The organism is Bacillus sp. J33 (genome assembly GCF_000518885.1).
In the GTDB taxonomy this organism is placed as follows: Bacteria; Bacillota; Bacilli; order Bacillales; family Cytobacillaceae; genus Cytobacillus.
Genome location: NZ_JAEL01000026.1, coordinates 43054 through 56799, shown reverse-complemented (window position 1 = coordinate 56799; position 13746 = coordinate 43054). Strand labels below are relative to the sequence as shown.

At 42.3% G+C, this 13746-nt stretch carries 10 protein-coding genes; 3 read left to right on the top strand and 7 right to left on the bottom strand.

Annotation, left to right across the window (positions count from 1 at the left end):
* Positions 1-227 (top strand): transposase (locus L634_RS0110590; RefSeq protein WP_026582429.1); only part of this gene is annotated, 227 nt, incomplete at its 5' end.
* Between the two features lie 518 nt (positions 228-745).
* On the opposite strand, the gene addA is transcribed toward L634_RS0110590, so the two are convergent.
* Together addA and addB are read right to left on the bottom strand one after the other, a co-directional pair.
* Entirely contained in the window at positions 746-4507 is a 3762-nt protein-coding gene (addA, locus tag L634_RS0110575; RefSeq protein ID WP_084028881.1) for a helicase-exonuclease AddAB subunit AddA, read from the bottom strand.
* On the bottom strand, positions 4491-7997 hold the full coding sequence (gene addB, locus L634_RS0110570) for a helicase-exonuclease AddAB subunit AddB (RefSeq protein ID WP_026582427.1): 3507 nt from the start codon (positions 7995-7997) through the stop codon (positions 4491-4493). The genes addA and addB overlap by 17 nt, the downstream gene beginning before the upstream one ends.
* Positions 7998-8467: 470 nt before the next feature.
* Between addB and L634_RS0110560 the strand changes: the two genes are divergently transcribed.
* Complete coding sequence (locus L634_RS0110560) at positions 8468-9622, top strand: MFS transporter (RefSeq protein ID WP_026582426.1); 1155 nt, start codon at positions 8468-8470, stop codon at positions 9620-9622.
* Positions 9623-9649: 27 nt separating this feature from the next.
* Here L634_RS0110560 and L634_RS0110555 read toward each other — a convergent pair whose 3' ends face one another.
* From L634_RS0110555 to fabG, 3 genes are all read right to left on the bottom strand, one after another.
* Positions 9650-10150 carry a GNAT family N-acetyltransferase gene (locus tag L634_RS0110555; RefSeq protein ID WP_232233747.1) on the bottom strand — a complete coding sequence of 167 codons (501 nt, stop codon included), beginning with the start codon at positions 10148-10150 and terminating at the stop codon, positions 9650-9652.
* Between the two features lie 201 nt (positions 10151-10351).
* A complete protein-coding gene (locus L634_RS0110550) occupies positions 10352-10729 on the bottom strand; it encodes a VOC family protein (protein WP_026582424.1) in 378 nt (125 codons plus the stop codon).
* 128 nt (positions 10730-10857) lie between these two features.
* Positions 10858-11598: a 3-oxoacyl-ACP reductase FabG gene (gene fabG / locus L634_RS0110540; RefSeq protein ID WP_026582423.1), complete on the bottom strand. Its 741-nt coding sequence runs from the start codon at positions 11596-11598 to the stop codon at positions 10858-10860.
* Positions 11599-11989: 391 nt separating this feature from the next.
* Here fabG and L634_RS0110535 point away from each other — a divergent pair, with 391 nt between their 5' ends.
* Complete coding sequence (locus tag L634_RS0110535) at positions 11990-12319, top strand: hypothetical protein (RefSeq protein WP_232233746.1); 330 nt, start codon at positions 11990-11992, stop codon at positions 12317-12319.
* A gap of 186 nt (positions 12320-12505) precedes the next feature.
* Here the strand turns inward: L634_RS0110535 and lepB are convergent, their stop codons facing one another.
* Together lepB and L634_RS0110525 are read right to left on the bottom strand one after the other, a co-directional pair.
* On the bottom strand, positions 12506-13060 hold the full coding sequence (gene lepB, locus L634_RS0110530; RefSeq protein ID WP_026582421.1) for a signal peptidase I: 555 nt from the start codon (positions 13058-13060) through the stop codon (positions 12506-12508).
* A gap of 31 nt (positions 13061-13091) precedes the next feature.
* Complete coding sequence (locus L634_RS0110525) at positions 13092-13712, bottom strand: TVP38/TMEM64 family protein (RefSeq protein WP_026582420.1); 621 nt, start codon at positions 13710-13712, stop codon at positions 13092-13094.
* Positions 13713-13746 lie beyond the last annotated feature (34 nt).

Genomic DNA, 13746 nt, shown 5'->3' with positions numbered 1-13746 from the left:
AGGATGATAAGGAAAAGGTCAGACAAAACCGGCTTTCCAAATCTGGAAAGATACTATATAAATTCAGAAAAGAAAAAGTGGAGCGAAGCTTCGCAGACTCAAAAGAGCTGCATGGGCTTCGCTATTGCCGGTTACGGGGACTACACAATGCAAGCGAGCAGGTGCTTCTCACCGCAGCTTGCCAGAATATGAAAAAGATCGCCATGCACCTGGCAAAGCTAGGATAGGTGCATGGCGATCTTTTTTTAAACCAGAAAAGCTAATCTTCCTTTGGTATATTTCTTTTTAAGAAAAACTTTGTTGAGAAAAAATACCCCTTTCTCAACAAGCTGAGGGCGATAACAAAACTGTTATCGTCCTTTTTATTTTCTTTCATTAAGCCCAGAGTCTCTCCTTTGCGGGGCATTTTTCCTTTTACGCGCGGAGAATGGCCTTTTTGCGCGGAGTTCCCTCTTTTGCGCGGGATTTTTCTTACTTCCTGCAGAGAAACAAGGAATCTCCTGCAGTACGCACCGGATCCTCCCTCTTTTTTTGCGTCCTACTCTTCCAAGATTGCGTCCAAACCAGTTACTTTTGCTTTGATATTCCTTTTTGCTCCTTCTTAAAGCATAATTGTGCGTCTTTTCCTTTCTTTTTGCGTTTTTTCCTTCCTGCCTGTGTCCTCTTGAATAACTTCATTAAGGTCCTTTTTAACCGGAGAGCAGCAAAATTAGAAAAAGCCGGCAAGTCCCCTTGCCGGCTATTCCTATTTCTCTACCTTAATGGTGTGTGCTCCATCAAAGAAAAATAGGTATCTTTCATTGACTTCTCTTTTCAAAATTTGCTCAAGTGCTCTTGTATACATATTAATTTGCACTTTGTATCTGTTTTCAAGGAATGGTTTTGCTTCAGCAAAGCCGCCTTTGAATCGGCCTGTAATTCCGTCTGTTTTATAGTCCAGAAGCACCAATCCTTTTTCATCCTCAAACAAACAGTCCACGATACCCTGAATTAGCACAGGCTCTTCTTCGCCTTGCCAGTCAGGATAAATTTCTCGGGCTGGGAAAGATAAGCTGAATGGGAGTTCTCTTCGTACTGCCGAAGATTGAACGATTCTTTGTCCCAGCTCCGTTTCAAAAAACTGTACAACCAGCAGCGGATCAATGCTTTCACGCTGTTCTGCAGTCAGCAGTTCATTAAGAACCATTTCATCTAATTTGGCACATACAGACTCCACTGTTGCCGGTCTGCTGAAATCAATATGCTGCATTACTGCATGCATGGCCGTTCCCCGTTCAGCCGGCGATAGTGATTTTTCCTGCATAAAACGAGGACGGCTAAGCAGCGGCTTGTTAATCTTTTTCATTAATTCTGTTCCGCTGTCTTCATCAGAAAAAATTTCCCGCTGCCGCTTTACTTCAGATACAGACTGTTTGGAACAGTGCTGTGCAGCCTGCCTATAAGAATATTGCCATGAGAGCTGTTCCTCAATTTTCTCTTTATAGGCTGATTCTGCAGGAACCAGCTTGCCCTCATAAACCAATCGCAGCATGTCTTCTTCACTTTCATCTGTTTCTGACGATAGCTTGGCAGCTTCTTCGCTTTTCAATATGGTAATGTCCCAGCATGACGGATGCTCCAGTATGTCTGATGGAACCAGAGGATTCACTGCAAGGCCTTCCCCTCTCAATGTTTCACAATCCTTATGTCTGACCAGGGCCGGGCCAATCCAGTCCAGGTAACTGGCTGCTGATGCCCGGTCAAACTCATTCAGCAGCCAATCTTTATGCTCAGCTGTCTGCAGCCATTGAGTTAATTTCTTGTCTGCACTCTTCACCGAAGAAACAAGGAAAAGCTTCTCCTTTGCTCTAGTTAAGGCTACATAAAGAACTCGCATTTCCTCTGCCAGCATTTCCATCTTCTTTTTCCGTTTAAAAGCAATCTGCGGAAGAGACGGGTACGAAATCCTTTTCTCAGCATTCACATACTTTGCAGCAAATCCAAACTCCTTATCAAGCATGTAAGGCTTTTTCAAATCCATCGTATTAAAATTGCGGGCGAGTCCAGCTATGAATACAAATGGAAATTCCAGCCCTTTGCTGCTGTGAATGGTCATAAGGCGTACAACGTCTTCCTGCTCACCCAATGCACGGGCTGCGCCAAGATCATCGCCTCTATCACGCATTCGCTCAATAAATCGCAAGAAACGGAATAATCCTCTGAATGAAGTTGCTTCATATTGCCTGGCTCTGTCGTATAAAGCACGAAGGTTCGCTTGCCGCTGTTTTCCGCCTGGCATGCCCCCCACGAAATCATAGAAGCGAGTCTCTCTATACAAATGCCAGATAAGTTCGGAAAGCGAACCCTGCCGCGCCATTACACGCCATTCTTTTAGCTGGTCAAAAAATGGGCGGACCTTTTCATGTAATTCACCTGTTTCAAGAGCAGGCTCATTGCGGCAGAAGGAACTAAGAGCTTCGTAAAAGGAACCTCTTTTATTTTGAATCCTGATTTGGGCAAGCTCCTCTTCTGATAAACCTAATATAGGCGACCTTAATACTGAGGCAAGCGGAATATCCTGATAGGGATTATCAATCACTTTTAATAGGGACATCATAATGGCCACTTCCGTTGCCTCAAAATACCCGCTTGAAAGATTGGCATAGACAGGAATTCCCTGCTGCTTGAATTCTTCCATAATCTGCGGAGCCCATGTCATGGAGCGAAGCAGAATCACCATATCCCTGTACATAGCAGGACGGCCGGACTGGGTTTTCGGATTGAACACTTCTTTGCGATCCCGGATCATTTCTTTTATTTTTGCCGCCATATACCTCGCTTCAAGCTGTGATTGCGCCAGATCTTCACTGTCGAAAGCATCTTCCATTGCTTCAGGCTGCGGTTCGTTCTTTTCATTTCCCTCTAGATCAATAATAGCCAATTCTACTGGATGTTCTTGGTCCTCTGAATAGGGAGCGCCTTTTACCAGCTCGGCCGCTTCATCATATTCAATTTCTCCAACGGATACACCCATGATTTGCTTAAAAATATAGTTGGTGCCATGCAGCACTTCTTTCCGGCTTCTGAAATTGCGTGCAAGATCAATCCTAAGACCTGTTCCTTCGCCGTTCTGGTCAAATCGTGTGTATTTTCCCAAAAACAGATTAGGTTCTGCCAGACGGAAACGGTAAATAGACTGCTTGACATCTCCAACCATAAAAAGATTTCCGCTTTCTTCGGAATCTGCTGTTACTAATTGTAAAATGGCTTCCTGCACCATGTTGGTATCCTGATACTCATCCACCAGAACCTCTTTAAACTGGTTCCGGCAGGCAAGAGCGGCCTCTGATGGCAGAAGCTTTCCGGCAGCATCTGCAGAGGAAAGAATCTCCAGACAATAATGCTCAAGATCAGCGAAATCAACAAGGCCCCTTTCCGTCTTCACCTTTCCGTAACGAACGGAAAAATCCTTCACTAACAAAACCAAAGTTTCAATATGCGGCTTTATTTCCGCCATGTCCCGAATGAAGCTTTCAGGCCTGCGTCCGAACAGTTCCTCCTGCAGATCTGAAATAATCTTCTTTGCCTGATCCCTCAGCTTTTTAGCTTTTTCTATTAAAACCGGATCATAATCATCGCCTTTGCACGTCTTTGCTCTTCCGAATGACCAGGATTGCATAGCTTCATAAAGTGTTGACCATGAATCGTCTTTGGCTTCAATAAGTGTATGAACTACATGTAAATCTGCAATAAAGTTTTCAGCCCTCGGGGCAGGTCCTCCTGGCAGCTTAGTCAATTCGAGGCCATACTCCAGCAGCTGCTGAGCTCCTTTCAATTGAAGGTCAACGTCATTCAAAAGGGATCGGACAAATGGCAGCTGTTCAAGCCTTGTATTGCCGTCCACATTATACATCTCAACAATCGAGTCAAGATATTGATCTGGAAATGGATTAGAACGGGCAAAATCGTATAAGTCCCTGATTATATCCTGAAGGGCTGTATCGCTTCTGTCATTTGTAAAAGTATCCACTAGTGCAAAAAATGCACCATTGCCTTCTTTTCCGTATTCTTCTTCAAAAAGCTCCTCTAATACTTCATCCCTTAACAGCTGTGCTTCCGTTTCATCAGCAATCCGAAAGCCTGGATCAATATCGGTCATATAGTAATATTTCCGGATCATCTCCAAACAAAATGAGTGCAAGGTAGAGATGGATGCCTTATTTAGCAGGCTTATCTGCTTTCTGAGGTGGGCAGACTTTGGATTGGCATTTATCGCTTTTTCAAGTGCCTCTCCAATCCTGTGCCTCATTTCAGCCGCTGAGGCATTTGTAAAGGTTACCACAAGGAGTTCATCGACACTGATAGGATCTTCTTCCGCGATAATTTTATTAATGATTCTTTCAACAAGAACAGCCGTTTTTCCGGATCCTGCTGCTGCAGCAACCAGAATATCCTGGCCTTTGGACATAATCGCCTTCCATTGATCATCTGTCCAAGTTGCATCTGCCGGCTTAGGCGGTATGGTCATTTTCATCTTCCTCCACCTCCTTCTTGATGTTTTCCATAACATCGTCCTTAGTCTTAGGAATAAAAAGCCTGTAATCATTTGTTTCAAGCGATTCGTCGAATTGGCAGACAGATTTATACGCACAAAAAGTGCATGGTGTTTTTTCTTTCATTTTATATGGGGCAATATCGACATTCCCCTCTGTTATGCTGTTGCCGGTATTCCTATACATTTTCCTGACATAGCGCCGAAGATAGTCAAACTCTTGCTTGCTGGCCACTTTGGAACGTTTTGAAAGGGTGCCGTCTTTTTTGAAGCCAGCGGAAATGATGGATGAATCCCCCGATTCAAGAGTCTGATCCATTAACTTGATAACATTTTCATCCCCTAGCATAAGACCATTCATTTTGAATTTCTTATAGAGCTCCTGTTCAATATCCTCAAGTGTCAGCATTTTTGATGTACTTACAATCGGGTTATGGACATGGAAATACAAGACTCCTGCTGGATCTGCTTCCGTTCCAATTAATGCATTGGAATGGGCAATGATAATATCAAGATAAGTAAGCATTTGCAGAGCTATGCCATAATATACTTCACTAACGTTTAAGTCTTTGGAGCTGGATTTATAATCAATGACGCGCAAAAATGTTCCGCTGGTATCCTGTGCTTTATCCACCCTGTCGATTCTGCCCACAAGTTCCATTTTTGTCCCATTTTTAAGCGGGAATATGAGTGAAGGCAATTCTCCTTTCGGGCCAAAACCAAGTTCAAGCCCAACTGGCGAGAATCCGCTGGATTTGGCATGCTCACTAATGACAAAAGATGCACGGCTGATTATTTGTTCTAGCTTTCTCTTAATATAGTGATGCCTATTTGAACTTAAGAGAATTTCATTTTGCAGCTTAGGAGCAAGCATTTCAACGGCTTCTTTCGCAAGTATTTCACACTGCTCCCTCGTCATATCCGTCCATGAAAGCCTTTGGGTCATAACAGTTTCAGCGATATATTTCAATGCTGCATGGAACAGGTCGCCGATATCCGGCGCCTCCAGCCGGTATACCTGTCTTTCCCGCAGCTTCAGTCCGTGCTGTGCGAAATGGGAAAATGGACAGCTGTGGAATAATTCCATTCTGGAAACACTTGCCTGGATATGGTCGCCATATAGCTCTTTACTGATATCTTCTCCAAGCTTCTGTGTGCGATTTTCATAATTCAAGCTGGAAAGAACCCTTAATGCAGGCCTTCTCCATTTATCATTTTTTAAATAAAAATTATAAACATCCCACCACAAGTCATAGATTGGATAGTTTCGCTTTTTTAGCTGCAGCTGGGAAGTCAGATAAGAGAGTGCTGTATTCAGATTATCCGCATATTCTAGCTGTTCAGCTTCAGGCAATTCGGCCGGATCCGCCATAAAGGCATGATGCCTGCACGCCGGGAATAAATCTCCCATTCTTTTAATAAAAGGTGATGGCATTAGCGCTTTGCCTTCTTCATTTGCGAGCGGATAGCTGATAAAAAGCTTATGAGACGGAGTCACAAAAGCTTTATAGGCTAAAAATTCCTCATCTAGAAGCCGAGTGCGGCTTCCAGGGGCTAGCTTCATCCCATTAGCCTGGAGGATTTCCCTGTCTTCATCTGCCAGCACCCCATCTTCTGTAAATTTGGCAGGAAGCACTCCTTCATTAAGTCCAATGACAAAAGCAGCTTTAATGTCAGTTAATCGGGATCTCTCTAAATCCGCTGCCATTACCTGATCAATGGCAGGAGGAACAAGTGTAAACCGCAGTGATTCCATGCCGGCCTCAAGGATCGAAGCAAAACGCTTGAGTGTAACTTCTTCCTCACCCAGCATTTCTACGTATTGATCGAGAAGCTCCATAATGGCGTTCCAGGCTTGGCTGTGTTCCCTTGACTTAACGAGATTCCCTTTTTCCTCCTCAGCCGTTTTCCACTGCTCAAGCTTTAAAGGAACATCAAGTTCTTCCAGATATAAAAATAGCGCTTCACAAAATTTCCGGCCGCTATCTGCCTTTTTAAGGCGGCGGGTCAGCCTTAAAATAGGGCCTGTAATCATTTCACGAAGATCGTTTAATTCATCTTCCATTTTCCTCTCTGCATCTGTCTGGGCTACAGCTTCAAACTCAAGCCCTCTGATCCTTCTATAAACCCATCTTTTCTTATTCGTCCACTTATCCCCTTGGAGCCCATACGCTAAACAATAGTTTTCAAGTCTGTCCATCTGCTCGCGCAGCCTTTGGGGATTTAACTTGGACGGAAAAATCAGCTCAGTCTTAATCGCTCTAAAGATCGGTTCATACCGCCAATTCCCATTGATGATTTCCAATGTCGAGCGTATTAACTCCACAAGAGGGTGATTGAGCATGGTCCTTTTTTGGTCAATAAAATAAGGAATATCATAATCACGGAACACTGTTTCGATCAAGTCATGATAATCCTGTCCGTTTCTTGCAAGGACAGCAATATCTCTATAGCGATAGCCCTCATTTCGGATAAGCTGGTTTATCTTTCGGGCGATCCCTTCTATCTCAGCTCTCCTATTGACAGCCTGTCCAATATGAATATCTGCTTCTCCTGAAAAAGCTAAAGCTGGCCTGCTGTCAAAATGGGCTTCAAGATGCCTTAAGGAAGGAGCAGCCCATCTTTTTTGATCGGCAAGCATAATCTCTTTAACATCCACCCCGTTGCGGGAAGCCAATTCATAGATTGTCTGATAATTCTCTCCCGACATTCTGAATAAATGGAGATCATCTGGAGCACTTTGCTTAAATGGCTGATCGAGTGTTAGAGTAACCGTTACCTTTTTGCACAGCTTCAACAGCTGCTCAACAATCATATACTCCTGGGGTGTAAAACTGTAAAAGCCGTCTATATACACCTCTGCATTTTTTAAATACTGTGATTGAGAAGCTTTTTCCGTAAGCAAACGGAAATAATCCTCAGAATCTGTATATTTTCCGAAAAGGGATTCTTCAAAGTTTTTAAAGATTAATTCAAGGTCATGAAGCTTGTCCTGCAATGCTTTGCTGGATTTTCCGCCCGCTGCAAGCTGATTTTGCCTTTCTGCCAGTTCGTTGGGGTTGACACAATAACGTTTGAATTCTGTCATCATTTGTTCAATTTGCTGAATAAAACCATTTTTATCAGCAGCACGCTGGAAAAGCTTTAGCTCATCCTTTTTATCTTCAATAATTTTGCGGATAAGCATGCTGATGCCTACACTATTAAGATGGTATCTGCTCATGCCCCCGGTTTCCTGAAGAATTCTCCAGGCAAGGCGCGTAAAAGAATACACCTGGCTGCGGACCATTCCGCCCAATCCTGGTGTTGTTATTAATTTATATTCTGATAGAAACGTCATCTGTTCCGGAACTAAGTAGATAATCGGATCGCCATCCGGACTGAACCGCAGTTCATCGCGGATTTCATTTAGGCAATATTCCGTTTTGCCGCTTCCGGAACGGCCTATCAATAAACGTACGGTCATGTTTTTCCTCCTTAAAAGAAAAGCGGAAGCGCCTTGGTCATTCAAAATGCAGACGCTGTGGCAGACGCTGCATGACCCGCTTCCCCCAAAAGTTATCACTTTTGATTGTGCGGTGACTATGCTGGAAAAAGGCATTCTTGTCCTGCAGGACTTGAGAGCATAAGACGAGCCTCACGAAAAGTGTTTTACCTTTCTGAGAGGACTGGCTTATGACCTCGAAGGGAGCTAGACGGTTATCTAAATTAAGAATTTATATTTTTTCAAATTAATAGAAAAGCGCAGATGCTTATTGAAACCCGCCTGCCGGCAAACTTGATGACTAGCAGTAAATAAGTTTGTATCTATATTCTCTATAATTATTTTATCATATAAGCAGTTCAATTTTTCGTATGGGGTCTTTCGAAATTGTGGAAATAAACAACTTTCATACTCTGTCTTTCATGCATAGATTATGGTGGCAGGTGATATAGATGGTTTCAAAACCAGTTCTGCTGGCAACATCTGTCATTTTGACTGTAATAGGCATTTTTGTTGCCAGCAATATTTATACACTCATTCCCATTTATGGGGACATTGCAGACTCCTTTAACGTGAATGAAAATTATATTGCCGGGGGCGGCAGCCTATTTGCGTTTTTTTATGCGGCTGGCCTTCTGTTTTTTGGCCCTGCATCTGATATATTCGGCAGAAGGAAAATTATCATAATAGGACTGTTTGCATCGGCATTGTCTACACTTGCGGTCGGGTTTTCTGCAAGTATTGAGGCTCTTTACCTTACAAGGTCTATTCAGGGGCTTACACTGGGAAGCTTCGCACCGGTTGCTTTTGCTTATACCTTTGATCTGTTTTCTCCGAAGAGCCGCACACTGATCCTCGTTTTTATCAATACAGGATTTCTTGTGGCAGGTATTCTCGGACAGCTGATCAGCTCAACCATCTCCTTTTACTTTCAGTGGAGCTATGCATTTTATTTCTTTGCATTTTGTTACTTTGTACTCTCCCTTTTATCTTACAAAATTTTGCCCGGCACTACTCTTCCATCTAAATCAAAGGACTCCGTTATTTTCGTTATGAAAAAATTATTAAAAAACAGCAGCCTCCTTAGATGCTACGCTATTACATTTACATTACTGTTTTCTTTTGTTGCGTTGTATGATGCGATAGGAAGGGTTTTTCAGGGAAGCAGAGAAGAATTATTTATTTTAAGAGCGGTTGGATTAGTTGGGGCGGTTCTGTCACTATTTACGGGAAGGTTAATTGAGAGAATCGGCATTTATGCAACTATGAAAATCGGTTTGATATTAGGAATAATCAGCATTATTAATATGGCAGTTTTCAGCAGCACGTCTGCTTTGATGGTATTTTCCATCTTATTTGTAGCCTCCATCTCGCTTCTTGTTCCTACTGTCATTACACTTATTGGCATGATTGCCGGGGCAGATCGTGCCAAAGCACTTTCCCTCTATTCATTTATTCTCTTATCCGGTGCAAGTCTTGCCCCGCCTGTTGTGATTGTTCTCCAATATGATTATATATTGCAGTTGCTGCTCGCCTTTTTCCTGATGAATATGGTTCTGGGGCATTTTTTAACAAAAGGGATTTCTCTTTCCATACAGTCAGAATAATAAAAGCGCGGTTCTTAGCCGCGCTTTTTACATCTTCCATTCCCTTTTTAGCAGCCCGTATAAATACATGTCATGCCGTCTTCCATCACGTTCAAGAAACTCTCTAAAGCTGCCTTCCCTTTTAAATCCAAGACTTTCATAAATGGACACTGCTCTGGTATTATACGAAAAAACGGTAAGCTGCAGCTTATGCAGATTCAGCTCCATAAAAGCATAGCAAATAAGACACTGGATGGCTTCTTTTCCATATCCCCTTCCCCATTTCGACTCCTCTGCAATGGCAATGGTAATCCAGCTGGTTCGGTGAGGCCAGAGAATCCCGTTTAACTCGGCATACCCTATGAGTTCTTTTGTATCATTGAGCCGGACCGCGAACCTGAAAGTGTCTTGTGAAGATTCTTCAAGCCACTTTTTAATTTCCTTTTCCTGCTTCGGTTTTACGGGCAACGCATCCAGATTGCGCATGACTATCTCATCTGTATGCCACTGGATGATCGTTTTTATATCTTCTTCTCTAAAAGCACCCAATGCAATTTTTTTTTACCGGATAGCAAGCTTCCGCTGAGCATGTTCATCCCCCCTCCGAAACAATAAATTCTTCATCAGAGGGTGGAATCCTGCTTTCGCGTATTCATTGCTTCTGTTCCCTTTTTTAAACTATGCCCGCCTATAAATAGGCGGAAAGTCCCGCCAATAATGGAATTGGCAGGATTTGAAGCTTATTTGGCATTATATTTTTCTCTTATCCTCGCAAACCATTAACAGATTGCCTTCACTGTCACGGAAGTTAAAAAAGGAAATGTCTCCGTGCTCCTCTATCTTGCTGAAAATTTCTGCTTTTATTGACTTGACATGTTCATAGGACTTATAGATATCATTTGTATCAAAAAAGAATAGAGGCTTTGCATCCTGCTTGGATACTCCCCCCTTATTCGCATCCAGAATTATGCCTGAACCTCCTGATACAGTTAAATCATATATAGTCCCTTCATGGGCTGTCTCCTTCCTCGGAAGTCCCAACAACTTCGAATAGAAATCAATCGCTCTGTTCATATCTTTTACATGGATAAAAATAGCGCCCACCTTATTTTTTACTGGGTTTTGCATGTGTCCACTCCTACTTTTGAACCTTCATCTCTTCTTCTTTTCTTTACCTCATCCACATTTCTCATTGTTTTCTCATCCTCATTCAATTGCCTTATCCATATTCCGAGCAAACGCTCAAAACATAGACACTACATCATGATTCCTCCATCTACATGGAGAACGGTTCCGTTCACATAATCAGATTCTTTGGAAGCGAGGAATAAATATGCGTTGGCTATATCCTCAGGATTTCCAAGCCTGCCAAGCGGGACCATCCCTTTCATTTGTCCGATGACCTTTTCAGGAACCTTCGCTGTCATCCCAGTTGCAATAAAACCAGGAGCAACCGCATTCACGTTGATTCCCTTCCTGCCCAATTCCTTAGCCCATGTTTTGGTCATCCCTACTACCCCGGCTTTTGCAGCAGCATAGTTGGTTTGGCCAATATTCCCATAGACGCCAGAAACGGAGGATGTATTGATAATTTTTCCGCTTCCCTGTTCAAGCATAGCTGGCAGAACTGCTTGTGTGCAGTGAAATACTCCGGATAGATTCACATCCAAAACTGACTGAAAATCTACTGCGGAAAGTTTTGAAAGCATCCCATCTCTTGTAATTCCCGCGTTATTTACTAAAATATCAATTTTTCCAAAAACCGCTTTTACAGCGCCAGCCATTTTGTCAATGCTATTCCGGTCTGCTACATTTACTTGGAGAAACTCCACATTAAGTCCTTTTTCTTTAAGCTCTTTTGCCCTTGTTACTCCAAGGTCGGCATCGTAATCACCCATTGCCACTAAAGCTCCTTCACTGGCAAACTTTTCTGCGGCTGCAAGGCCAATTCCGTTGGCAGCACCGGTAATAATTGCGACTTTATCTTTAAGCCTCATCTGTTGCACCCCCATTACATTAATTTAAACATTCTGACATCACATGAAGCAGCTAAATCCAAATCAATTGGCGGTTAATGTCCACAATCCTTTAATTCGACAATGCTTGCATTTTCTCCTATGTCCCTGACAATTTCTTCTGCTATTTGCTTAGGGACATCCGACTCCTTAACAGGTCCCTGCTATTAAGCTTTGGCATCACCATTTTCGCTGATTACCTCGCTGCAAGCGGCTAAGATCATAAACAATTTTTTTCTTATCTTGATATTTTAGGATTGAATCATAAAAGGAGAAAAAACTAGAAGACTAACAATTTTTTGAAACGGTTTAATATCCGCTAAAAAAGGCTATGAAATATAAAACAAATGACGGCAATTTGAAAGGAGTAATCATGATGAAAATTGTTTATGGCTTAATGGCTCAGAATGGGGATGCAAAGGAGCTGTTATGGGACCTGGGATTTTGGGAAAGTGAAGAATCAGCGCGGGACTATTTAAATACAGAGATGGCTAACACGCGCGGGATTTCAGTAGAACCGATTAAAATAAATGATCCTATATCTGTCACACCGGAAGAAATGGAAGAAGATGAAATGGCCGTCTGCTCCCTTTGCGGAATCGAATACAATCGGGAAGATGTTAATACTACAGATTATGAAGAAAATGTATGTGTGAATTGTGAGCCTGAATACAAGGAGAATCCTAATGTACATGTAATTTAAATCTATTTGCATATTAAAAGGGAGCAGCTTAAATGAGCTGCTCCCTTTGTCATTTCATAGTTATTTTCCGTCAGGGGTCTATGTTCTTTCACCGCAGAAAAAAGTAACTCTTTTCCAATTGACATGGCCTCGGATATATTACAAGTATCTTAACTCATACCTTTCCCCAAGAATGTTTATTTTCAATTAAAAAGAAGCATCCATTTCATCCAGCGGCCAATAGCGCAAGTTTACTTTTCCGACAACCTGATCTGCCGAAATAAACCCAAAGTGGCGGCTGTCCCAGCTTCCCAGGCGGTTATCTCCCATCACAAACAGCTTTCCCTCCGGTACTTTATCCACACCTGTCATTTCCTGCAGCGTAAAATCCCCCGTAAGTCTTCCTGCAGGTGTATCTTTACGATATTTTTCCAAGTATGGCTCATCCACTTTTTTGCCGTTTATATACAATTCGTCATTGCGGTATTCAATTTTATCTCCTGGAAGCCCAATAATTCTTTTTACAAAGTCTTCTTTATCATTATGGTGGAAAACAATTACGTCAAAACGCTCCAAATCGCTGACCTGATAGCCAATTTTATTAACAATCAATTTATTGCCATCCTGAAGGGTTGGCATCATGGATTCACCTTCAACGACATAATTGGAGAAGAAAAAAGTCCTTATAAAAGCAAAGATTATAATGCCAATAGCAAAGGCCTTTAGCCATTCTGCTCCTTCTTTTTTCAATTCTTCCTTCACACTTCATCTCCCCCAGCGCTTTATGCAATTGTTATTGTTTTTTTGTGCGATCTTTTTCTACGCTCATATTCATCTTTATTTCAATGATTTTGCCGACATACCATAGAATGAAAATCACCAGTGCGACAATCGCTGTCCGTATAGGCTGCGTAATTAATGATCTTATGTCATAGCCAACAAAACTAATAGTGAAAATCATCACTATTTTGCCTGTCAGGACAGCCAGCATATATTGAGCTATGCTGATGTTTGAAAGCCCCGCCACAATGTTGACAACAGCCGATGGAGTAAAAGGAAAACACAGCAGAATGAACAAGGGGCCAAATCCATGCTTCTCCACCCATTTCATTAGCTTCTGAACCTGCTTATGCTTTTTCAAAAACCTCAGTATTCTTTTCTGTCCGTATCTCCTTACCAGCAAGAACACAATTAATGCCCCCGCGACCGCACCCAGCCAGGAATATAAAAATCCAAGCCAGAGTCCAAATGCACTAGCATTTGCCATAACAAATAAAAACAAGGGCAGAAAAGGTAGGAATGCTTCTAGCAAGGGAAGCAGGATACCAGGCAGCGGTCCAAAAGAACGATATTCCTGAATCAAATCCATTATATTTTCCAATGTAAACCAATCTTTGAACAGTTCAAAATCCATTTAGTATCTCCTTGTTCATATGCAGCAAACATTT

Coding starts and splice junctions, on each gene's coding strand:
- L634_RS0110560 (WP_026582426.1), top strand. CDS start 8,468: ATGGTTTCAAAACCAGTTCTGCTGGCAACATCTGTCATTTTGACTGTA.
- addB (WP_026582427.1), bottom strand. CDS start 7,997: ATGACCGTACGTTTATTGATAGGCCGTTCCGGAAGCGGCAAAACGGAA.
- fabG (WP_026582423.1), bottom strand. CDS start 11,598: ATGAGGCTTAAAGATAAAGTCGCAATTATTACCGGTGCTGCCAACGGA.
- L634_RS0110535 (WP_232233746.1), top strand. CDS start 11,990: ATGATGAAAATTGTTTATGGCTTAATGGCTCAGAATGGGGATGCAAAG.
- L634_RS0110525 (WP_026582420.1), bottom strand. CDS start 13,712: ATGGATTTTGAACTGTTCAAAGATTGGTTTACATTGGAAAATATAATG.
- L634_RS0110550 (WP_026582424.1), bottom strand. CDS start 10,729: ATGCAAAACCCAGTAAAAAATAAGGTGGGCGCTATTTTTATCCATGTA.
- addA (WP_084028881.1), bottom strand. CDS start 4,507: ATGACCATACCGCCTAAGCCGGCAGATGCAACTTGGACAGATGATCAA.